Genomic DNA, 23,376 nt, shown 5'->3' with positions numbered 1-23,376 from the left:
ATATGCAATGACCACGGCCACACCCCTGAGCAAGCAAGCCGCAGTCCTGAACCATCCTGCCGTTCGCCAGCCCCCGCTCAAGAGCGGCGTCGTGCGGCGCACCAGCTCGATGCAGGTCCTCTGGTCGGTCGGCGACGAGAGCCGATACCGCATCGTCGGCCGGGCACGCGATGTGGTGGGCAAGGGCAATCCTGCGCCGGAAATTCTCGGGGAAGCATCGATCGAGGCAACGATCGGCAAGGACGGCCGCATTGTCTCGCTTATCGGAGACCGCAGGCAGGAGACGCTGGCCGGATTCGGCGGGATGCGGTCAGGTGGCGAACTCCGAAAGGCCGTGGCGCACGAATTGCCGGAGGAGGTGCGGGGCGAGACGCTGCTGCATCGCCTGCTCGACGATCTTGCGGGAGCGTCCTTCATGTCCACTGCAGCCTGGTATGCATGGAAGGATGGCATCGAGGGGCACTCAGCAAGAATCGGCGTCGATTCGCTGGCGAACCGGCCTGTCGAAGGCGTCTGCCTGAGCTATGTGCAGGGCTCTTCTTCCATGAGCGCAGCAGGGCAGGGCATCGAAGACCATGCCAATCATCCGGTAGGACCGCTCCCCTTGCCGATTGAGGATCGCACGGGCTTTCACGCCCTGATCGAGACAGACCAACCCAACGAATGGCGGCTGCGACGGACCGACATCTGGCGGGAGGACGATGAACTGGTTGTCGATGCCTGGTTTCAGGACAGCAGCGTTATTCAGGGCAACATAGCGCAGCGTGTGATTTTCCACGAATACGGTATTCTTGCGAAATTCGATGCAAAGACGCTGCAACTGGGACAGATTGCCGTGTCACCGCATGTGCTTCCCTATGTTACCTGTCAGGCTGCGCCTGCCACCGCACAAGTGCTCGTCGGTCGCAGCGCGCACGAACTGCGCGATCAGGTGCTGCTCCACTTGCGAGGGTCTGCAGGCTGCACGCACCTCAACGACATGTTGCGCGCGCTTCAGGACATCACCGTCCTTGCCTCTTCGCTTGCGGCGCGGGAGGCGGCGAAAGGTTCCATTGCAGACTAGTCGTGCTGCAGGTCAGGCCAACGTTCATCTTCTAAGGCAATTCGAGGTACTCATGAGAATCTTTCTCCTACAGATCGAGAGAAGCGCGTGTCGCTGACATTGGAAAACTTCCCGCCCGCCACTTTGCCACCCCATGCCGAGGCATTGCGGCAAGAGGTAAAGGCCTTCATCGCCGAGCAACTCGCAGGGGTTCCGACCCACATACGCGCTCGGACATGGGCCGGGTTCAATGCCGACTTCAGCCGCGCCATGGCCGCGCGCGGTTGGATTGGCGTTACCATTCCCAAGGAATACGGCGGAGCGGGTCTTGATGCCTTTGCCCGTTTTGTCTTGGTGGAAGAGCTGCTCGCTGCAGGCGCTCCGGTTGCCGCGCACTGGATCGGCGACAGGCAGAGCGCGCCCTTGCTGCTGCACTATGGCACCGAGGAACAGCGTCGCACGATCTTGCCGCGCATCTGCAACGGCGAGCTGTTCTTCTGCATCGGGATGAGCGAGCCCAATTCCGGATCGGACCTTGCCAGTGTGCGGACGCGCGCCGAGAAGGTCGAAGGCGGCTGGAAGCTCAACGGTCAGAAGATCTGGACAACTTACGCGCACAAGTCGCACTACATGATCGCGTTGGTTCGCACGTCGGGCACATCGGAAGACCGCCAGAACGGGCTTTCGCAGTTCTTGATCGACCTCTCGCTGCCTGGCATAACCGTCAGGCCGATCATGATCGGCACCGGTGATACCGATTTCAACGAAGTGTTCTTCGAAGACGTCTTCCTTCCTGAAGATGCTATCGTCGGGACCGAGGGTAACGGCTGGAAGCAGGTCAACGCCGAACTGGCGTTCGAACGCAGCGGCCCCGAACGCATTTATTCCAGCCTTGTGCTTCTGGACCTGTGGGCGCGGTTGCTGGGCGATAACCCTGACACCGCGCAAGCTGCCCGGCTGGGGCGGCTCGTTGCCCGACTGGCGCCACTGCGTGAAATGTCGGTCGCGATGACTGCTCTTTTGACGCAAGGCCATTCACCGATCACCGAGGCCGCCCTGTTCAAGGACATGGGGACTGAAATCGAACAACAGATCCCGGCCGAGATTGCCGAGGCCGTCGCCGCGCATCCGGATGTGGCCGCCGATCCGGAATTGCTCCGGACGCTGGCATATCTCATGCAACTCAACCACGTGTTCTCCCTGCGGGGCGGGACGCGCGAAATCCTCCGGGGCATGATCGCAAGGGGGCTTGGCCTGCGATGAACGACGAAGACAATTTCCTGGCCGAGGCCTTCCGCCGCCAGCTTGGCGCGATGATCACGCCTGCCGCAATACGCGCAGTCGAAGAGGGCAAGTCAGCCACTGCGCTTTGGGCAGAGCTCAACGAATCCGGTTTTGTCGATGCGATGCTTCCCGAAGATGCGGGCGGAGCAGGCCTCGATCTTGCGCAGGCATTTCCCCTGATCTGTGCGGCCGGTGAATTTGCCATGCCACTGCCTTTTGCCGAAACGATGGTGGCACGCGGGCTGCTGGCCCGTCATGGGGTCGGCATTCCCGGCCCAGGCGCAATCGTGATGGCTGCATCGTCCAATCTCTTGCCCGGCGCACGGCATGCAGATCACGCGCTGGTCGGTGGCGATGGCGGTTCCGCCCTGGTTGCCATCACGGCGCAGGGCGACGACCTCTTCAATACCGGCGCAGCCACTTCGATCGAACAAGGTGAGCTTATCGCCACGTTCGCGGCGGAACCCGATACCGTGCTAGTCTGCGCGGCGGCAGTTTCCTCGGCGCTGATGGCCGGCGCCATGGCGCGCGTACTCGAAATGTCGCTGCGCCATGCCAGCGAGCGCCAGCAGTTCGGACGTTCGCTGGGCAAGTTCCAGGCGATCCAGCAGCAACTCGCCGTACTGGCCGAACAAGTCCTTTCAGCCCAGGTTGCCGCGCGCGGTGCCTTTGTCGGCGCTTCGTTCGATCCGGTAAGGGTTGCGGCTGCCAAATGTCGCGCCAACGAAGCTGCGACCGTGGTTTGCAACATCGCACATGCAATCCATGGCGCGATCGGAGTGACGGCGGAGTTCGACCTGCAGCTCTATACGCGGCGGATCAAGCAGTGGCAGCTGGCTTTCGGGTCGGAGGTTTACTGGGGTGCCCGCCTTGGCCTCGCACGCATTGCATCGCGCGCCGAAACGACGGCAGATTTCCTGCGCCTTCAGCTAGCCACGAAAGCCGATTGACATGAGCGGTCACAATTACCCTTCGCTCTTTTGGGAGGATGTTGCCGATGCGCAGGCACTGCCAGGCTTTGATTACGAATTGAGCATGCTGCGGCTCGTTGCCTTTGTGCGCGCGACGGGCCTTTACGACTACGTTCACCATGACCCGGACTATGCCCGCGCGGTCGGTATCAAAGATGCCTTTGCCGCAACGCCGCATATCGGTGGCCTGTTCTGCCGCGCTGTGACCGATTGGGCCGGCCCGCTGGCGATGATCCGCCGGATCGAATTCCGGATGACCGGCCAGTGCCTGCGGGGCGACATTCTGGTCGTCAGCGGTGCGGTTTCGAGCAAGCGCCGCCACACCGATGGCAGCGCGCTGGTCGATGTCGATCTGAACATTGCCAATCAGGAAGCGCCCAGCGTCGCCAGCGCGAAGGTCACGATCGCTCTGCCTTCGCGCGATGGCACCATGCCGCCCATCGTGCGTAAACGTGACCCGGACGAGATCGTCACCCCCAACGATGACATGCCCGACTTCGCGAAGGGCTATCTTGGTCAGGTTCGCGAAGGCAACTGGGAACCGCGTGATCCGCTCCTCGCTAGCGACATTCACCTATGGTGCGAGGCGCTGGAGGACTGGAATCCGCTGTATTGGGACAAGGACTTTGCAGCCGCCTCGCCGGTTGGCGGCTTGGTGTCGCCGCCGATCGGGCTGTTCTTCGGTGCGGGCAGCGGGCTGGTCGTTGGGCTGGGGCACCTCAAGCCAGGCGCGGCCGTACCCGAACCGATCGTTCAGGGGTTACACGGCATGGAACTGATGTCGGCATTGCGGCAGGAGCTGATCCGCGGCGGCGTGCCATTCCCGCCGCCTGACTGCCCGGAAACGGTCGTGACCAACGCCGTCTACAACTTCTACCGACCATTGCGGGTGGGCGATACGTTGAGGACCGAGCAGCGCCTCGCGACATGCAGCCAGCTGCGCAAAACCCGGCTGGGCGAGGGATACTTCACCTCCGGCGAAAATCTCCTGTTCAACCAGCACGACGAACTGGTGCGCACGACAACGCTCAACTTGTTCTGCTATCGTCAGCAACAGGGCTGATCTGTTCACAAGATCAAAGGAGCACGTGATGGACCCGGCAGCACTGCAGAACCTGCTCGACCGGGAGGCCATCCGCGACGTTTCGTTGCGCTATACCCGCGGCATCGACCGGCACGACGATGCCCTCCTGCTTTCGGCCTATCATGCTGACGCGGTGGACGATCACGGGGCTTTCATTGGTTCTCCCGATGGCTTTGTCGAATACGCCAACAGGGTGCATGGGCAGAACTGGGTCTGCCATCAGCATTTCGTTACAAATCAGGTGATCGACCTCGATGGGGAGGCGGCGCATTGTGAAAGCTATTTCATGGCGGTGCTCAAGCGGCCTGATGGAGCCTGCGATTTCGTGGGCGGGCGCTATCTCGATCGCATGGAAAAGCGCGACGGACGTTGGGCGGTGGCTGACCGCATCTGCATGGTCGAATGGAACGTCGAAGCGGCACCGGGGGGGCCTGCGCTGGACCCGTCGATGTTCGTTGCGGGCACCTGGGACCGTAGCGATCCTTCCTACGTCCGCCCGCTGCGGGCGGATCGTGCACCGCGCGATCTCAGCAAAGGTTGAGGAACGACCCTCAGGGCATGGTTGCGCCCGGTCGTGCCGCCGCTTGGTCGGTCATGGCGCGAATGAACTGGCGGATATCGGCCAGTTCGGCATCGCTCAGTTCGGCAAAGCGGGGCATTCCGTTGCCAGCCAGTCCACCGTCTCTAACAACCGCTTCGAAAACATCGCGATCTGGCGGGACCTCAGAACGCGCCAGATCCGGGGCAGTGCCTCCTGATTTGCCGGGCAGCCCGTGGCACGAGAAGCAGCGCTTGCCGAACAAGGCACCACCGCGCTGCATGGCGGGCATATCGCGCAGGAATGCCGCATCGACGACGACAGGTGCAGGCCTTGCAGGCGGGGTGATTCTGGCCCTTCCGCCCAAGGCAAAGGTAAGAATGCGGCGGGGCTGCGTGCGGTAGTCGACCGGCATGGCCAGATCGTCGGCTGATATTCCGGCAGTGCCACCGGTGCCTGCAAGGACGGTCACATATTGGCGGCCTTTGGCGGTGAAGGTGATCGGTGGTGCAAGCACCGGCACATGCGCATCGAACGACCAGAGCGGCTTTCCGGTTGCGGCGGCATAGGCGACGAATTTTCCGGCTGATTGTCCTTGGAAGACGAGACTGCCGCCCGTTGCCAGAACGCCACCGTTCCATAAGGCCGGGGTCGGCACCTTCCATGCTTCCCGACGTTTCACCGGGTCCCATGCCAGCAGGTAGCTGCCAGCGCCGCCTGCGCGCGCCACGTTCACTCCGGCGGCCCATTCGATGTGCGCGGGATGGCGCCAGCGCCGGGAATCGATGCCCTTGTCGGAGAAACTATAGCTGGCGTCCATCACCGGGATGTAGACCAGCCCTGCTGCGGGATCGTAGGCCGATGGCAGCCATGTGTGCGCGCCATGCGGACTGGGCCAAAGTTCGAAGCTGCTGCCATTATCATAGCGGGCTTCGGGGTTTTCGATGGGCCTGCCGCTGACAGGGTCGATCCCGCTCGCCCAAGTCACGCGAGCGATGGGATCGGCCGAAATGAAGGCCCCTGTCACCCGATCGATCACGTAGACGAAGCCGTTCTTGGGCGCCTCGATCAGAACCTTTCGGGGCTTTCCGGCAATGCTGAGCGTGGCCAGATGGATATCCATTGCGGCGTTGTAGTCCCAGGTCTCGCCGGGATTGAACTGGTAGTGCCACTTGTATTTGCCGGTTTCGGCGTCGAGTGCGACCACCGAACACAGGAACAAATTGTCACCCTTGCCCTCGCTGCGGATACGGTGATTCCATGGCGAACCGTTGCCTGTGCCAATGTAGATCGTCTTCAGATCAGGATCGTAAGCAAAACTGTTCCACGCGGTGCCGCCGCCGCCATGCTTCCACCATTCACCACGCCAAGTCTTGCTCGCCATCTCCATTGCATCGGATTCAAAGCCATCGGCTGGGTTGCCCGGAACTGTATGAAACCGCCAGAGCTGCCGTCCGTCATTGGCGTCGTAAGCGGTGACATAGCCGCGAATGGGCGAGGTGTCGGCGCCGCCATGGCCAATAACGACTTTGCCATCATAGATGCGCGGGGCGCCCGTGACGGTGCGACCATCATCCTTGCCAACAGTCAGGACGCTCCACACGGGTCTGCCCGTTTTTGCATTGAGCGCGATGAGGCGGCCGTCAGCGGTCGCGACGTATATCTTGCCATTCCACCAGGCGACCCCGCGGCTCCCCCAGTTCATGCGCAGTTTCTCGCCAGCCGCTTCTGCGGCTGCGGGATCGAACGTCCACAGTAACCGGCCATTGGTCGCGTCGATCGCGCGGACGACGGAATAGCCTGTCGAGGTATAAAGGATGCCATCCACCGCGATGGGCGCGCTCACCGGATTACCGACAGGCAGGTCCATACTCCAGGCAAGCCCGAGTCGCGCAACGGAGTTGACATCGATCAGTGCCAACGGGCTGAAATGCAATTCGTCGAGCGTTCTGCCATAGCCCGGCCAATCGCCAACCGGCACTTCCGTTTGGGTACTTGCGGAACCTGCTGCCCATGCCGGTTGCATCACAGCAAGGGCCAACGTTGCAATAACATTTGCGGCTGCGATCGTTTCTCTCACGATGGACCTTTGATGATAATGGCTCGCAGGGAAAGGCGGCGAGACGCTGCCCGCCGCCTTTCGTTGCTTATTGGCCGAAGCGGTAGGCCATCTGAACCAGCACTTCGCGACCACGCCCTATCGAGGCGAAACGATCGCCCAAAACGCCTGTTGCCGTTCCGGTGCCGCTGCCGGTGAAGGGTACGTCGGTGCTGGCATAGAAGACGTGCTTGTCGGTCAGGTTTCGGCCGATAACCGACAGCGTCCACCTGTCGTCGCGCGCACCGAAGCGAAGCCCCGCATCGATCATCGTGTATGCTGGCTGGCGACCGTTGGGGGCAGCCGTTGCATCGGTCAGGTAGCTGGACGAGTGCATCAGATTGGCGTTGAGGCCGAGCTTGTAGGAGGCGCCCAGTTCGCGCTCATAGACCATGCCCGCTTGCAGGTTCAATTCGGGCGAACGTGCCACGGGGGCGCCCGCCAGATTCTGCGTTCCGGCAGCGTTGCAGCCCTGTGCAGGTGTTTGCCCATTATAGCATGGTGCAGCCGGGAAGCTGGAATAGCGAGCCTTGTTGTACGCCGCCGCACCATTGATCGTGAGTCCGTCGAGTGGTGTGCGGTAAGTGAAATCGGCTTCGACGCCATCGATCTTCGAAGCAGCAGCGTTGCGGATCGTGCTGGTCGCGTTCGTAAAGTTGACGACCTGCAGATCCTTGACCCGATAGGAATAGACTGCGGAATTGAACAGCAGCGCGCCATCCAGAAGCATCGCTTTCACGCCGCCTTCGAAGCCCTCGATCGTCTGCGGACGATAGCTCAGATCCAGATTGGCAGTCGAGAAATTGACCGAGCTGGAGTTGAAGCCGCCCGACAGGAAGCCGTGCTTGTACGACGCGAACACGGTCAGCGCCGTGCTGGGCCGATACGTGATTGTCGCTTCAGGCGAGAAGTCGTCCCAGTTGTCACTGTCCTTGGTTAGCGTGCCACCTTGTGCTGTCGTCCGCAGCCTTGTGCTGTCATCCAGGACAAGCTTGAATATGGCAGGATTGAACACCTCTGAAATGCCGCCGCCGGTGCGAACGTCGGTCAGGCGCTTCTTTTCGTACGAATAGCGCACGCCGCCGCTGATTTCGAGCTGTTCGACCGGCTTGAAGCTGCCGCTGATGAATCCCGAATAGGCCCGTCCTTCCTGGGTCAAGCTGTAATCGTTGACCTGTGCGGGGGAATTGGCGCCGCCGTAGCCCGGAAACAACAGGTCGAAACCGCTGGCGAACAGGAAAGTCAGTGAACCTGTCGTGGCTTTGGTGTCACCGAAATAGAAACCGCCAGTGAAGTTCAACGGCCCGTCAAAATCGGTATTGATGTTGATTTCCTGCGAGAACTCCTTGTTCCTCAGCTGGTTGCAGCTCGGCAGGATCACTGCGTAGCTGTTTTCGTAGTTTTGGCACTGGTCAAGATCGACGTCGTAATAGCCAGTAGCCGTGCTGATCGTCAGCGTGTCGCTGGGATGGAAATTCAGCACCAGGCTGGTCAGAATCTGCCGCTGGTCGAGGAAATTGCGACCATCGGCGCGGAAATGGTTCAGCGTGCCACCCAGCTTGGTGAGGTTAGGGCCATAGCCGGCGTTGACATTGTACTTGCTGGCTCCGCACTGCGCATTGTCGGCACCGGCAGGAAGGAACGAGAATTGACGGGCGCCGAACGGACAACTGACGAAGCCGTTGAGCGCAGCGGGCCCATTGCCCTTGACCTTGGCATAGTTGACCTTGAAACGCGCATCGAAGCTATCGCCGCCGTCATAGGTGAGCGTGCCGCGCAGGCCATAGCTCGACGTATCGGGATTGCGCGCCTGATCGAAGTAGACCGAATTGCGTGGGGTCTGGTCCACCAGCCAACCCTCCATGGTCGAATACTGACCCGCAAGACGGATGCCCAGACTTTCGGTCAATGGTGCCGAGACAAAGCCCTCGGCGCGCATTTCGCGTGCGTTGGGTTCGTACGCAAGCTTCATGCCCATCTCGAAGTGATCGCCGGGGTCGGCAGAGCGCATATTGACGATGCCGGCCATGCTGTTCTTGCCGAAAAACAGCGCCTGTGGCCCCTTGTAGACTTCGACCTGTGCCATGTCGAAATCGGTCATGCGGCGAACGGTGGCCTTGGCGACCTGTATGCCATCAATGTCGAAGGAAACGGCCTGATCGCCAAACGGGTTGGAATCCGGACCGGCAATGCCGCGGATCGAAATATTGCCGCCCTGAACTGAGCCTGCCTGCGGACCGATTATCAGCTGTGGGACGATCCGCGCGATTCCGTCAAGATTGACGATGCCGCGCGCCTCGATTGCCTTGGCGTTGACTGCGCTGACTACCACCGGTGCGGAAATCAGCGTTTCCTCGCGCCGACGAGCGGTAACGACAATCCCGCCGTCCGCCGGTGCTGCAGCCGTCTGTTCTTCCACAGCGGGAGCCTCGGCCTGTGCGCTTGTCGAGCCGCACACGAAAGCTGCACCGCACATGAGTTGTGCGGCAAATTGCCTGCTGATCATTTATACCCTCCCATATGACCGAGTATCGTTGACCCGGCCTTGTCAAAAACCACAAGACGGCACGACCGGTGAGGACTTGCGCGACAGAAAACGCTGCACTCGCGTTACAAGCGAGTTTCCGCATCTTGCCGGGCATTCCGCATCACACTTGTCGCTGATCCCTCAAATCGAGATCGAACGTCCTTGGCTGTTAGGGCAGCACTTCCTCGCATTGGGCAATAGGGTGACGCGAACTTCGTAACAGAAGGGGCCAATGTCGAAACTCTTCGGCCTGTGCATTTGCCACTGCCCGGCTAGGTCTGGAGCAGCGAGCCGTGGCGCGTAAAGCAGCACCATCCGCCAAGGCTCATGGTCCAAGGGCTAGAATACTAATCGATAAGCCGGGGCATGATCCGCCGGCAAGGGATGATGCAATGATCGAGAATTCCGATAAGCTCTACATCGATGGGAAATGGGTGGCACCGTCATCCGATGCGATGTTCCGTGTCATCACGCCATCCACCGAAGTTCTCTTCGCCGAAGTTGCCGAAGCGCTTGAGGCAGATGTTGCAAGCGCAGTCACGGCGGCGCGCAGGGCTTTTGATCGCGGTGGGTGGGCGAGCACCAGTCCGGCCGAGCGCGCGGGCTACGTCAGGGCCATCGGCGACATCCTGATGGCACAGACGCCCGCCATTGCCAGGGACTGGTCGAATGAGATGGGAATCATCTTGCCTGCGGCCGAAGGCGTATCGGCTTGGGCGGCCAGCGCTTATCATTTCTACGCATCCCTTGCCGACAGTTTCGAATTCGAGAAGGTCATGCCCCTGCAATCGGGCAACTTCGGCCTGCTCGTGCGTGAGCCGGTCGGTGTTGTTGCGGCGATCATTCCCTGGAACGCGCCTCCATTGCTGATCGCCTACAAAGTCGCCCCGGCGCTGATGGCCGGTTGCACGGTGATCCTCAAGGCCTCGCCCGAAGCGCCGAGCGCTGCATACGCGGTGGCAGCTGCGGCCCATGCCGCAGGATTGCCTCCCGGCGTGCTCAATGTGCTCACGGCCGATCGCGCCGCATCCGAGACTCTGGTTCGCAACCCGGCGGTGGATAAGGTCACGTTTACAGGCTCGAGCGCTGCCGGAAAGCGCATCGCCTCGATTTGCGGCGAGAGGATCGCCCGGTGCACACTCGAACTCGGCGGAAAATCCGCCGCCGTCGTGCTCGATGATGCCGATCTCGATCTTGTTGCCGATGTCATGGCGGGCAACACCACGCTGATGACCGGGCAGGTTTGCGCATCGCTGACGCGCGTGATCATCTCTCGCGACCGGCAGCGGGATCTTGCCGATGCAATCGCTGCCCGGCTCGGCCAAGTCGTGGTGGGCGATCCGCTGGAGCAGGGGACGCAGATGGGGCCGCTTGCCATGAGCCGCCAGCGCGACCGCGTTGAACAGTACATCGCCGCTGGCAGGAACGAGGGTGCCACTCTCGTTTGCGGCGGTGGTCGGCCAGCCCACATCGACAATGGCTTTTTCGTCGCACCGACCCTTTTCAGTGATGTCACCAGCAATATGACGATTGCGCGCGAGGAGATCTTCGGGCCGGTCCTGAGCATTATCCCGGCCGACAGTGAAGCAGCCATGGTCGATATCGCCAACGATACCGAGTTCGGCCTTTCCGGCAGCGTTTTCACATCCGATGCCGACCGCGCTTACAGAGTAGCCCGCGGGATGCGCACCGGCACCGTCGGCCAAAACGGCGATGCTCTAGATTTCTTCAACATCGCTTTTGGCGGCTTCAAGCAGTCGGGCATCGGCCGCGAGGGAGGGGTGGAGGGCCTTATGCCGTTCCTCGAAACCAAATCGGTGGTGCTCCGCTCGGCACCCGCGCACCTTGCCTGAAACCAAATCTCTATCCAGCACCGGGAAATAAGATGAACATAGAAATCGAGAGGGTTGCCGGACTGTTTGCAAGCGAAGCGCTGGACATGCCGGTTACGCGCCGCGACGAAGTACCGCACAGCTACGCCGCCATTACCGATGCATGGCTTACCGATGTCCTGTGCCGCGACCATCGCGGTGCGGCGGTGATTGCGCACAGCTTTGACGAACGCGATGACGGATCGTCCAATCGCCGCCGCATCATGCTGGAATACAACAGCCCCGGGCGTGACGCAGGTCTGCCCGTTACGGTATTTTGCAAGGCTGCCGAGACACTGAACAATCGGCTCGTGCTGGGCCTGTCGCGCGCGGCACAGATTGAGGCGGATTTTTATAACCTCGTCCGTGGCCGCATGGAAATCGAAGCACCCGAAGGTCTCTACGCCAGTTTCGATCCCGAAAACTTCGCCTCATTGATCATGCTGCGTGACTTGCGCGGCGCGGCGACTTTCTGTGACGACAGGACAGAGATGACCCGGGAGCTTGCAGAGCAGCAGATCCGCACGCTCGCCAACCTTCATTCGCGTTTCTACCAAAGCCCGGAACTCAGCTCACCCACATTGCCGTTCATCACCTGGCCGCAGTGGTGGGCGCGGATGATGGCTGCATCGCCCGATTTCGAAGCGTGTTGCGACCGCGCATTCGGACAGTGCGAGGATATCATGCCGGCGCGACTGTTTGCGCGCAGAAGCGAAATCTGGCCGGCCACCATGGCCTCGGTGGCACAACACGACAATTTGCCGCAGACGCTGATCCATTGCGATGTCCATCTCAAGAATTGGTACATCGCGAATGACGGCGCAATGGGGCTCAGCGACTGGCAGATAACGACCGTTGGCCACTGGTCGCGCGATCTGATCTATACGATGACCACGGCTCTCACGATCGACAACCGCCGGGCTTGGGAAAAAGACCTTGTCGAGCTCTACCTTGATCTGATGGCAGAGCGCGGTGTGCCGCGCGAACCGATCGATCAGGTATGGGCCGCACTGCGTCAGCAATTGATGTCGGCTCTTGCCTTCTGGACGATCACGCTTTGTCCGGCAGAGGGTATGCCCGATATGCAGCCGCTGCGCACGACGCGCGAGTTCCTGAACCGACTCCTGACGGCGATCGACGATCATGCGTCGCTCGATGCGTGTCTGGCTGGGAAGTGAAAGTCGGCGTCGATCGCCGCCGCTGCGTGGGGCAGGGCATGTGCGTGCTCTATGCCCCGCAGGCCTTTGTCTTGAGCGACGAGGACGGCTGCGCGGAACCGCGGTTTGAAGACGTTCCGACCGATCAGGAAGACGCAGTGCGCCGCGCGTTCGATGCCTGTCCCGAACAGGCCATCGTCGTGATCGGGTGACCCCTGCGGCTACAAAGGAATTACAGGATGAACACGCAGTTTGGCAGCAAAGCCAACCCGATCGCCTTCGATCATGAATCGCCCGAACATGCCGACAACTGGGTGGCCGAGTTCCGCGACATGCGCGAAAAGTGCCCCGTAGGCTGGACCGAACACCATGGCGGCTTCTGGGTCGCCACATCCTATGCCGCAGTGGTTGACATGGCGCGCGATACGGGCAGCTTCTCCAGCCACAAGTCCTTCGATCCGCAAACTGGCACGGGCAGCGGCGGCATTACCATCCCGTTCACCCCAATTCCCCGGGGATTGCCGGTGGAATCGGACCCGCCTGAATGGAATGCCCTACGCGGGTTCATCAACCGCCGCTTCGCGCCCAAGGCTGTCGAAGCTTTCCGCGACGATGCGCGGCTCTATGCCACGGCCCTGCTGAATCGCGTGATTGAGACGGGCGAGATGGATCTCGTCAACGACTTCACCGGTCCGGTCCCGGCGATGGTCACCATGAAGATGATGGGGTTGCCGCTTTCCGAATGGCGGGAGTTCGCCGATCCGCTGCACGCCATGGTGTTTACACCGAAGGAAGCGCCCGAGTACGCCTCCGTCGTCGCAGGTGTGGAATGGATCTTCCGGCGCTGCGCCGAGGAGTTCGTGCGCTACAAGGACCAGCCTGAAGAGGACAACCTGTTGTCGTTCTTCGCGCATCAACAGGTGGACGGGCGCAAGCTGAGTCTCGATGAAGTGCTTTCGCTTGCCAACAACATCATCATCGGCGGGGTCGATACGACCACGGCGCTGACCACGCACGCACTGGCCTATCTGGCAGATCATCCAGAGGCAAAAGCCCGGCTGATGGCGGACCCGTCGCTCATTCCCTTCGCGCGCGAGGAATTTCTGCGATTCTTCACGCCGATTCACTGCCTCGCCCGCAATGTCACCCAAGACACCGCGATAAACGGACAGGATCTTGAGCAGGGCGACCGGGTGATGCTGGCGTGGGCCGCCGCCAATCGTGATCCCGAGATTTTCGAAAAACCCGACGAAGTGCAGTTCGATCGCAGCTCCAACCGGCACCTCGCGTTCGGTTCCGGAATCCATCGCTGCATCGGGTCTTCCTTTGCGCGAATGATGTTCGAGGAAATGATCGCGCAGATGTTCGCCCGCATTCCGGAATGGGAAGTCGATCGTGCTGCGTCCCAGCGTTATCGGTCGGTCGGCACGATCAATGGCTGGGAGTCCATGCCGATCCACTTTGCGCCTGGTTCCCGCGTTGCCTGCTCACTCGAAATCTGACGACGGCGGCGCATTTCATGAACGATCCTGATTACATCATCGTCGGCGCTGGCTCTGCCGGAGCAGTGCTGGCCGAACGCTTGTCTGCAGACGGCAGGACAAAAGTCCTGCTGCTGGAATCCGGACCCAGTCACCGCCACCCCTTTATTGCCATGCCCAAGGGCTTGGGCAAGATTCTCGGCCGCCCCAGCCATACCTGGCAATACCAGACCGAGGAAAGCGATGGGATTGCCGCAGAGCCGTGGGTGCGGGGCCGAGTGCTTGGTGGTTCCAGCGCCATCAACGGCATGATGTATTTCCGCGGTCAGATGGCGGACTATGAAGACTGGGAGAAGGCTGGCGCAGCCGGATGGGGTAGTGCCGAGATGGCCCGTGTCTTCAAGGAAATGGAAGGCGAGAACGGCGTAGCTGCCGATGAGGGATTTCTCGAACTGTCCACGCCGCGGCCAGGCGATCCTCTGGCAGAAGCGTTTATCGCCGCCGGTGTTCGAATGGGCGTGACGCGCGTGAACGATCTCAACAATCCGGCGCAGGAAGGCGTGGGCTATGCTGCCCAGACAATCCGGCGAGGCATCCGCATCAGCACGGGCCGCGCCTTCCTTGACCGTGCGGCACGGCGCTCCAACCTGCGGATCGTGACCGGCTTCGATGCTGATCGGGTCATCTTCAATGGTACGCGCGCCTGCGGGGTGGAAGGCAGGATCGGGCAGGATACAGTGCGTTTCACCACCGAAGGCGAGGTCGTTCTTTGTGCTGGCGCCTTGAATACGCCTGCAATCCTCCAGCGCTCAGGTGTCGGCGATCCGGGGTTGCTGGGGCGTCACGGGATTGGTGTCGTTGCCGATAACGCGGGAGTGGGTCAACATCTGCTCGAACATCGCGCGCTAATGCTGCACTACGATCTGGCGCAGCCGCTCGGGGAGAACAACGCGTATCGCGGAGCGCGCCTGCTGGGCAACACCTTGCGCTATGCCCTGACCCGTAGTGGACCGATGGCAGCACCGCCCTATCCGGCCGCCGGTTTTTTTCGCAGTCGCCCCGGTCTTGATCGTCCCGATGCCGAGATCATCTTCGCACCCTACGTCATGCAGATGCTCGAAACCGGCCTCCAGACCGAAACATGGCCAAGTTTCCACGTCTTCAGTTTCCCTGCGCGCTCACGGAGCCGTGGCAGCGTCCGGATCGCCACGAAAGACCCGGCGACCTTGCCGCGGATCCGCCCGAACTACCTGTCCGATCCATACGATCGTGAAGTCACGATTTCGTCCTATCGTTTTACCGTTAAATGGATGCGACAGCCCGATATTGCCCGCCTGATTTCAAGAGAGCGGGCGCCGGTAACCGAGATCGTGTCGGACGAGGATATCATTCGGTACTACAAGGAATCGGGCAGTTCGACATTTCATTCCTGCGGTACGTGCCGGATGGGCTCATCGTCGGACAGCGTGGTCGACGCGCGTCTGCAGGTGCGTGGGGTGTTCGGCCTGCGCGTGGCCGATGCCTCGGTCTTCCCGACAATGCCCTCGTGTAACATCAACGGGCCGGTCATGGCTGTGGGATGGCGGGCCGCAGAGATCTTTCGCGCCGGCAACGGTTGAGCCGCGGGGGTTCTGCCCTATCGTTCCTACAAGACAAACACCTTCTGCAGCGTGAGACTATTTCCGCGTGTCTAATCTCTTTCAGCATCGGCAGCGTCTGATAGCCTCGCCGCGAAAACGTCGCTGTTCTGGGGAGAGGAACGATGCGAACGATGCAATGGCAGCTCAACTTCGAGGGGTTGGTGCTGTCCCAAGAAAGTCATGCCTGGGACGCTGGTATCCAGTTCGCCCAGCGTGAGGAATATTTCACGATCCAGCAGGCGGGTACTCGGCGACCCGTTCGCGCGCGTTTGTCGCAGCCGGTCGGTACAGAGCAGCGTCTGGGACGGATCGTGTTGACGCCGGCGGGGTTCTCCACGCCTGTCGAAACGCTTGGCGTCGAATGCGATTTTCCGGTCCGCAAGTTCGCTTTCGACGTTGCCTGGCTGAACGCGCAGCTCCCGGATTCGATCGACTTCGACTTCCGCAACGCCTTCCCCCAGCCGATTTTTGACGAACCCATGGTTGCAGCCACGCTTGATCGCATTTCTGATGAACTCGTGAGCTTGCGGGATGATAGCGTGCCGATGCTCCGTTCGCTGGTGCGCATCCTAGCCATCGACACGGCCCGGTGCCTGATCGCGCGATCGACGCGTGCAGAGTTTTCAGTGAGTGGCCTGTCGCCCGAAGAAGTCGCGCGTATCAGGCACATGATCCAGACGACCGAGTTCAGGCATCTGACGCTGGGATACATCGCTGACAAGTTCGACATGCGTCAATCGCGCCTGCGCGAGCTGTTCAAGCGCGCCACCGGGCACCAGCTGCGCCAGGAAATCGAAGACGCGCGCGTCAGCACGGCGTGTCGGCAACTCGTCGAAACTCATCATCCGCTGAAGGTGCTCGCACACAAGCTCGGTTTCACGCACGCCAGCGGCTTTTGTTACTGGTTCAAGCAATCCACGGGCCAAACTCCAACCGAATTTCGCCTCAGTCGCGCGCCCTCCTGTGCAGGCGATTGCTGACCCGTCTTTCGTCAAGGGAAATGTTAAAAGTGTTTCGCATGTTAGCCCACACAACCGCGGCAATCGCGGCCCTCCTGTTCGCCGCGACCTTTGCTCACTCGCAGGAAAGCGCAAGCAAGGCCTGGCCCGGTGAGGCGCTTTTCCAGAATACATGCGCCGGTTGCCACGATGGCGGCAGCCCCAAGGCTCCGCCAGTCTATACCCTGCGCGCGATGTCTCCTGCCACCCTGCTCAAGATTTTGGAGCATGGTGTGATGAAGGACATGGCAGCCGGCCTCACGTCGCCCGAACGGCAACAAGTCGTCGAATATCTGACCCAAAAAAGCCTGGCCGACTACAAAGCGCCACCGCCGCCCAAGGCTTGCGATGCCAGGCATGCGCGTTTCGACCTCACCAGTCCGCCGCCGCCGGTCGGTTGGGGCTACGACAACCGTCGGTTCGTTCCGGCAAGCGTCGGAAGGCTGGTGGCCGCAGACCTTCAGCGCCTGAAGCTGAAATGGGCCTTCGCCTACCCCGATGCAACGCAGGCCCGTTCGCAGCCCGTAGTCGCCATGGGCGCAATCTTTGTCGGCAGTCATGACGGGCAAGTCTTCGCTCTTGATCTTGCCACGGGATGCGTCCGCTGGTCGTTTGCCGCTGCGGCAGAGGTGCGTAACACGATCGTTGTCGAATCTTGGACTGCCGGTTCGCGACCCAAGCACAACCCAAGGGCATTTTTCGGGGACGTTCTGGGCAATGCCTATGCTGTCGATGCTATTACCGGAAAGCAGCTCTGGCGCGTTCGCCCCGAAGCGCACCGTGCCGCGACGCTCACCGGCAGCTTCGCGCTGACGGAAGATATGGTTTACGTGCCTGTCTCGTCCTTGGAAACGGGATCGGCCGAGGACCCGAGGTATCCCTGTTGCACGTTCCGCGGGTCTGTCGTGGCGCTTGACTTGGCGACAGGTGAAATGCGCTGGCAGGCGCGCTCGGTGCAGCGAGAACCGCAGATCGTCGGACAGACTCGCATCGGTACCGAAATCCTGGCGCCTTCGGGAGCGCCGGTCTGGGGCTCGCCCACGGTCGATGCAAAGCGCGGCCTGCTCTACTTCGGCACGGGCGAGAACTACACATCTCCAGCGGATGGAAATTCCGACGCGATAATCGCCGTTGACCTGAGAACCGGGGTACGGCGCTGGTCCCACCAGATCTACGCCAACGATGCGTGGAACAACAGTTGCATGTACAACGACCACCCCAACTGCCCGAGCCAACGCGGGCTCGATCAGGACATCGCTACGTCGCCGATGCTGGTCGATCTTGATAACGGCAAACAGATATTGCTGGGTGGATCGAAGTCCGGCGTGCTGAGCGCGCTCGATCCTGACGCAGGAGGGGCTATGCTCTGGCAGACAAAGGTTGGTCGCGGCAGCCTGCAGGGCGGCATTCACTTCGGCATGTCCGCCGAAGGATCACGCATTTTTGTACCGATTTACGATTCCCGCACAACACCACTCGGCGGCACTTACGATGACCGTGGTTTTCCCGGCATGCACATGGTCGATGCAAACACGGGAAAGCTGGTGTGGAGTGCCCCTTTCTTTGACGCGTGCAACGGACGCATGCCGTGCGAATCCGGCATCTCTGCGGCAAGTACTGCCATTCCAGGAGCTGTCATTGCAGGGCACATAGATGGCTGGTTGCGCGCTTATGACCGAGAGACCGGCAAGGTCATCTGGCAGACCGACACCATTCAGGATTATACCACGCCAAACGGCACTGTGGCGCATGGTGGATCGATGAGCGGACCGGGGGCTGCCGTATACCAAGGCAACCTCATCACGAATTCAGGGTATGGGTTTGCCTTCAAGCTACCCGGCAACGCCCTGCTCGTTTACAGCATCGACGGAAAGTAATCATGGATGCTTCGGCGCAACCCCACTCGGTGGTGCTTGATGGCAAAGTCAGCCTGGATCACTGCGTCATTGCCTCCACCGATCTTGATCGCACCGATGCCTTTTATGAGGCGGTGTTCGGAGCGACGATCGAAAAGCCGCTTCCCCTGTTTCGGCAGTACCGTGTGGGTGCGCAGATGATCAATGTTCATGGACCCGGCCTGCCCGAATTGGCTCCACCGGAACTGGTGGCGCGTCGGCCGGTCCAACCTGGCAACAGCGATCTATGCTTTGCGTGGGATGGATCCGAAGCCGAATTGCTGCATCATCTGTGCACTTGCGGCGTGGTCATCACGGTCGGGCCTGAGCAGCGAACCGGGGCACGAGGGCCGGGCACCAGCTACTACTTCCGCGATCCGGATGGATCTCTCCTCGAGTTCATCATCTACGGTCACGAGGATCATGAACAGGCAAGAATGTAAGCGGTCAGGGGAAACGCGGCATCGCCAATGTGCTCTATATAAACAGCGACCGGCGTAAGTCGGCGATATTCCGATGAAGATGCCCAAGGGAGGGAAAGATATGAGATTGAACCGGCAGATACTGCGTGCAACCTTGTTGGCAACATGCGCGGGTTTCGCCATGCCGCAGATGGCTGCAGCGCAGGAAGCTCAGGTGCAGCCACAGGCTGAGGCCGAAAATACCGACGATATCGCCGGCATCATTGTCACGGCTCGTCGACGCAACGAAACTCTCATTTCCGTTCCGGTGGCCATCACCGCAGTAAGCGGTGCCGACCTGCAGCGCAGCGCTATCAACGGCACCGACGCGCTCGCGCGCAGGATTCCCGGCCTGGTGGTCGGTGAAGGCGGCGGCACCGTGCAGGGTGGATCGATCGCCCTTCGTGGCATTTCCGCAGCAGATTCGAACCCGCTGGGTGATCAGGCCGTTTCGTTCAACATCGATGGCGTGCAGGTCGCCCGCTCCTCGATCCGCCGCATGGGTGATTTCGACCTTGCCAGCGTCGAAGTGCTGAAGGGCCCGCAGGCTCTATTCTTCGGCAAGAACAGCCCCGGTGGCATCATCTCGACCCGTACAGCCGACCCGACGGATCGCCTTGAGGCACGGGCACTGGCCGGCTACGAATTCAACGCGCGCGAATTTCGTGGCGAAGGGTATGTCTCGGCTCCGCTGACCGACAGTCTTGGTGCACGCCTTGCATTCTACGGTTCGACCATGAAGGGATGGGTCAAGAACATCGTTCCTGCAAGCGATCCACTTGCCAGCGATTCGCGCACGCCCAATCGCGATGAATATGCGTTCCGCGGAACGTTAAAGTTCGACAATGGCGGCCCGTTCAAGGCGCGCTTCAAGCTGTCGTATAACAACGTCAAGGACAACGGCAGCAGCGGTAACATCCAGACCGTCGATTGCCCGTACGGCGTTGCATTTGCTGGCGGACCGGCTGACTGCAAGGCCGACGACCGTGTCGTGCTCGCCAATCTTGGTACTGACATGGCCAAGATTGCGACTCTGGCTGGACCGCTGTCGACCGCTGCCAATCCCGCGGGCAACCCGTCGCTTCCGTATGCGAAGTTCGGCGACGGCTCGCTCTACTCCAATTCGAAGCAGTGGCTGTCCGGACTTGAGCTGAATTACGATCTCTCACCGGAACTGCAACTGACCTCGGTCACTGGCTTCTATAAGCTGACCTTCTTCAACCGCGCGAACTTCACCGCCACCAACCGCCCGAGCGCTATCCTTGGCTCTGTCAACTTCCTCGACATCCGGGAAGTGAGCGAAGAAGTCCGTCTTGCCAGCAGCTTCTCCGGTCCGATCAACTTCCTGATCGGCGGTCAGTATCAGGACAGCAAGGCGATCAGTGCGTCGCTTGCCGCTTTTGGTGCGATTGCAGGCCAGCCTTCCGTTTTCGGACCAGCTCGCCCCAGCCCGTTTGTTGCGTCCAACTACTATCTCAACCAGGATGGCAGCGCCTATTCGTTCTTCGGGCAGGCCATGATCAAGCCGATCCCCGAAATCGAACTTTCGGCAGGTGGCCGCTATTCGCATGAAAACAAAGAGCTCGTCTCGGTCGTAAACCGCGGTGCGGAGCTTGTTGGCACGCAGACGTTCCTTTCGAACGGTAACAATCGCCGCAGCTTCAACAACTTCTCGCCCGAGTTTTCGCTCAGCTATCGTCCGACCAGCGATCTGACGATTTACGGCAACTACAAGTGGGGCTTCCTTTCGGGCGGCTTCAACGGCGGATCGTTCAATGCCGCTGGCGATTTCAGCTATCGTCCTCAGAAGGTTAAGGGCTTCGAAGGCGGCATCAAGAGCCGCCTGCTTGACGGCATGGTCACCGCTGAAGTGGCGTTCTTCTCCTATAAGATCACCGACCTTCAGGTGCAGGTGACGACGCAGGGGACAGTCCAGGAACTGCGAAATGCTGGCCGGGTCTCGTCGAAGGGCGTGGAATTCGCGCTGACGGTCCGTCCTACCGATGGTCTGTCGCTCTACGGCAACGTGGCCTACACTAAGGGTCGCTATGACCAATACTATGCTTCGTGCTATGTTGGTCAGGCCACGCTCAATCCGGGCACGGGCATCGGGCAGTGTGCCAGCCAGGCAAACCCCAACAATGGCAACCTTGTCGGTCTGTTGCAGAACCTTAGCGGAACCGAACTGGTGCGCACGCCGGAATGGGCTGCGAATGCTGGCTTCGTCTATGAAACCCCGCTTACGGCCTCGACCAAAATCGAGTTCGCCGGTGGCGTGACATATAGCGACAGCTATATCACGAATGCGATTTCGCAGCCGCGTTCGCGTTCGCCGCAGTACACGCTGCTCGATGCCTCGGTGCGCATTGCACAGGCAGACGATCGCTGGGAACTGTCGCTGATCGGGCGCAACCTCACCGACAAGTACTATTGGGTGCGTACCTCGGAAAATCCGGCTTCGTCGGCCAACCCGACCAAGCTTGCCGATCAGACTGCATCGGTAAGCCGCGGACGCGAGATCATGGTTCGCGTCGGCTTCAAGTACTGATCGGGACGACAACCTGAAAAAGATGGCCGCTCCCCGCATCGGGGGGCGGCCTTTTTTCGACGCGGCAAGGAGAACATCGTGCATGAATAATCAAGCGACTCCCAAGATGCTTTGGTTGGAGGATCTTTCGGTCGGACAACGCTTTCGGTTCGGCGATTACCCGGTTACGCGGGAAGAAGTGATCGCCTTTGCAACGGCCTATGATCCCCAGCCATTCCACCTTGATGATGAAGCTGCGGCGGCCAATCCACTTCTGGGCAAACTGTGCGCTAGCGGGATGCACACGCTCTCGATGTCACACCTGTTGCAGATGCGCGGATTTGACGAAGTTGGGATAAAGCCGCTTGCAGGCGCCGGCATGGACGAAATGCGGCTGCACCAACCGGTCTTTCCCGGCGATGTGCTCCATATCGAGGTGGAGATTGTTGAAGCGCGCCCGATCCGTTCAAGCCAGGATCGTGGGCTGCTGAGCTATCTCACGACGGCATCCAATCAGAATGACCAAGCCGTGCTGACGTATCGCAGCACGTTATTCATGGCCCGAAAGCCGCAAGCGGCCTGATCGGGGCGTGGCAGGCCGGGGAACTGATGCTCCCCGGCCGGACGCGTCATGCAGTAAAGCCGCCATCGGCAACCAGCATGCTGCCGGTGGTGAAGCTGCTCATGTCGCTCGCCAGGAACAATGCGGCTTTGGCAATTTCTCCTGGCTGGCCATGGCGACCCATAGGAATCATCGAGTTCATTAGCGCAGTAGCATCTGCGCCGCCAATCAACGGGCTGAATGAATCCTCGATATGGGTCTGGAACGCGTTGTCGATCGGGCCGGGGTGCAACGAATTTACCCGGATGCCTTTGCCCGCCAGTTCCTTGGCGAGCGAGCGCATCAGACCAATCTGAGCGTGCTTGGCGGTGCAATAGGCATAGACGCCCGGGCTGCCGCCAAGTCCGGCCACGCTGGAGTTGATGATGATCGAACCGCCCTTGTCCATGTGCGGGATCGCATACTTGCAGCTCAGGAAGGCTCCGCGCACATGCACGCGGAACACCTTGTCCAGAGCATCGTCGGGATAGGTTTCAATTCCGCCAATTTCGCCCGCATTGCCGGCGTTGCAGAACAGGACATCGATCTTGCCCCAACGGCTGACAGCTGCGTCCACAAATGCCTTCGTGCTGTCAACGTCACCCACATCGCCAACGCCGGTGATCACCTGGTCACCTGGCAGCGTGGCTGCAGCCTGCGCGAGAGCATCGGGTGCTAGATCGACGAGGACGACGTTCGCCCCCTCGTCAGTAAACAGTTTTGCGGTCGCCAGCCCAATGCTCCCCGAACCGCCGGTAATAATGCACGTCTTGTTCTGCAGCATGCCCAAGGTCTTGCTCCTCTTCGTATATTGTCTTCAACAACCCGGATCAGGTGTCGGCACTGGACCCGCACCCGATTTATCCCATCGTGATCCCACAGGTTCGGGCCGATCACGAGACATTTTGAGAGCTTCTCGGCGCAAATGGATTAGCCTGCGCCTGAGATGGCCCGGCCTGACACGCCAAGCGTTCGATAAATAGCGCTGCCGTGTCTGCTTCACCGCGCCAGACAAGTTGAAATGGAACCACGGTCATTGCCCATCAGGAGCCCGTCCTGCAGGCGATGCACGCATCATGACCGGCTGAACGGGGGACTTTTGGAAATGGCCGAGGCAATGAAGATCGCCGTCCTTCGGGAACGTGCGACAGGGGAGAGCCGAGTTTCGGCCACGCCGGAAACGGTCAAAAAGTTCATTGCC

Annotated in this window: 18 protein-coding genes; 15 read left to right on the top strand and 3 right to left on the bottom strand. The window is 60.6% G+C overall.

The features are described 5' to 3' along the window. The first annotated feature begins 7 nt into the window (after positions 1–7). The 5 genes from GGQ88_RS16845 to GGQ88_RS16825 all read left to right on the top strand — a co-directional run bounded on the left by GGQ88_RS16845 (position 8) and on the right by GGQ88_RS16825 (position 4,922). On the top strand, positions 8–1,063 hold the full coding sequence (locus GGQ88_RS16845) for a DUF2889 domain-containing protein (protein ID WP_183614620.1): 1,056 nt from the start codon (positions 8–10) through the stop codon (positions 1,061–1,063). Between the two features lie 87 nt (positions 1,064–1,150). Further along, entirely contained in the window at positions 1,151–2,305 is a 1,155-nt protein-coding gene (locus tag GGQ88_RS16840) for an acyl-CoA dehydrogenase family protein (RefSeq protein ID WP_183614619.1), read from the top strand. After that, entirely contained in the window at positions 2,302–3,276 is a 975-nt protein-coding gene (locus GGQ88_RS16835; protein WP_183614618.1) for an acyl-CoA dehydrogenase family protein, read from the top strand. Before GGQ88_RS16840 ends, GGQ88_RS16835 begins: the two co-directional genes overlap by 4 nt. Before the next feature lies 1 nt (position 3,277). Then, the gene (locus tag GGQ88_RS16830; protein ID WP_183614617.1) at positions 3,278–4,360 is read left to right on the top strand and encodes an FAS1-like dehydratase domain-containing protein; all 1,083 of its coding nucleotides are present in this window, start codon (positions 3,278–3,280) and stop codon (positions 4,358–4,360) included. 28 nt (positions 4,361–4,388) lie between these two features. Further along, complete coding sequence (locus GGQ88_RS16825; protein ID WP_183614616.1) at positions 4,389–4,922, top strand: nuclear transport factor 2 family protein; 534 nt, start codon at positions 4,389–4,391, stop codon at positions 4,920–4,922. Between the two features lie 10 nt (positions 4,923–4,932). Here the strand turns inward: GGQ88_RS16825 and GGQ88_RS16820 are convergent, their stop codons facing one another. Together GGQ88_RS16820 and GGQ88_RS16815 are read right to left on the bottom strand one after the other, a co-directional pair. Further along, the gene (locus tag GGQ88_RS16820) at positions 4,933–6,945 is read right to left on the bottom strand and encodes a PQQ-dependent dehydrogenase, methanol/ethanol family (protein ID WP_246386214.1); all 2,013 of its coding nucleotides are present in this window, start codon (positions 6,943–6,945) and stop codon (positions 4,933–4,935) included. 121 nt (positions 6,946–7,066) lie between these two features. After that, a complete protein-coding gene (locus GGQ88_RS16815; RefSeq protein WP_183614614.1) occupies positions 7,067–9,523 on the bottom strand; it encodes a TonB-dependent receptor in 2,457 nt (818 codons plus the stop codon). Positions 9,524–9,936: 413 nt separating this feature from the next. On the opposite strand from GGQ88_RS16815, the gene GGQ88_RS16810 reads away from it, so the two are divergent. The 10 genes from GGQ88_RS16810 to GGQ88_RS16765 all read left to right on the top strand — a co-directional run bounded on the left by GGQ88_RS16810 (position 9,937) and on the right by GGQ88_RS16765 (position 22,157). Further along, the gene (locus tag GGQ88_RS16810) at positions 9,937–11,397 is read left to right on the top strand and encodes an aldehyde dehydrogenase (RefSeq protein ID WP_183614613.1); all 1,461 of its coding nucleotides are present in this window, start codon (positions 9,937–9,939) and stop codon (positions 11,395–11,397) included. Positions 11,398–11,429: 32 nt separating this feature from the next. Continuing rightward, positions 11,430–12,593 (top strand): phosphotransferase, encoded by a 1,164-nt coding sequence (locus tag GGQ88_RS16805; RefSeq protein ID WP_183614612.1) that lies wholly within the window; start codon positions 11,430–11,432, stop codon positions 12,591–12,593. After that, a complete protein-coding gene (locus GGQ88_RS16800; protein WP_221214737.1) occupies positions 12,575–12,784 on the top strand; it encodes a ferredoxin in 210 nt (69 codons plus the stop codon). Before GGQ88_RS16805 ends, GGQ88_RS16800 begins: the two co-directional genes overlap by 19 nt. 27 nt (positions 12,785–12,811) lie before the next feature. Continuing rightward, complete coding sequence (locus GGQ88_RS16795; RefSeq protein ID WP_183614611.1) at positions 12,812–14,074, top strand: cytochrome P450; 1,263 nt, start codon at positions 12,812–12,814, stop codon at positions 14,072–14,074. Between the two features lie 17 nt (positions 14,075–14,091). After that, positions 14,092–15,672, top strand: coding sequence for a GMC family oxidoreductase (locus GGQ88_RS16790; RefSeq protein ID WP_183614610.1), 1,581 nt, complete (start codon positions 14,092–14,094; stop codon positions 15,670–15,672). Positions 15,673–15,815: 143 nt separating this feature from the next. After that, a complete protein-coding gene (locus tag GGQ88_RS16785) occupies positions 15,816–16,673 on the top strand; it encodes a helix-turn-helix transcriptional regulator (RefSeq protein ID WP_183614609.1) in 858 nt (285 codons plus the stop codon). Between the two features lie 38 nt (positions 16,674–16,711). Next, complete coding sequence (locus GGQ88_RS16780) at positions 16,712–18,568, top strand: outer membrane protein assembly factor BamB family protein (protein WP_183614608.1); 1,857 nt, start codon at positions 16,712–16,714, stop codon at positions 18,566–18,568. Positions 18,569–18,570: 2 nt separating this feature from the next. Then, positions 18,571–19,029: a VOC family protein gene (locus tag GGQ88_RS16775; protein ID WP_183614607.1), complete on the top strand. Its 459-nt coding sequence runs from the start codon at positions 18,571–18,573 to the stop codon at positions 19,027–19,029. A 160-nt stretch (positions 19,030–19,189) separates the two neighbouring features. Continuing rightward, entirely contained in the window at positions 19,190–21,595 is a 2,406-nt protein-coding gene (locus GGQ88_RS16770; protein ID WP_183614606.1) for a TonB-dependent receptor, read from the top strand. A gap of 22 nt (positions 21,596–21,617) precedes the next feature. After that, the gene (locus tag GGQ88_RS16765; RefSeq protein ID WP_183614605.1) at positions 21,618–22,157 is read left to right on the top strand and encodes a MaoC family dehydratase; all 540 of its coding nucleotides are present in this window, start codon (positions 21,618–21,620) and stop codon (positions 22,155–22,157) included. 46 nt (positions 22,158–22,203) lie between these two features. Here the strand turns inward: GGQ88_RS16765 and GGQ88_RS16760 are convergent, their stop codons facing one another. Further along, complete coding sequence (locus GGQ88_RS16760) at positions 22,204–22,959, bottom strand: SDR family NAD(P)-dependent oxidoreductase (RefSeq protein ID WP_246386202.1); 756 nt, start codon at positions 22,957–22,959, stop codon at positions 22,204–22,206. Positions 22,960–23,376: the final 417 nt, after the last annotated feature.

This window comes from Novosphingobium hassiacum (genome assembly GCF_014196055.1).
GTDB lineage: Bacteria > Pseudomonadota > Alphaproteobacteria > Sphingomonadales > Sphingomonadaceae > Novosphingobium > Novosphingobium hassiacum.
Note: the sequence above shows the minus strand (reverse complement) of the source record. Positions and strands in the feature narration are given on the sequence as shown.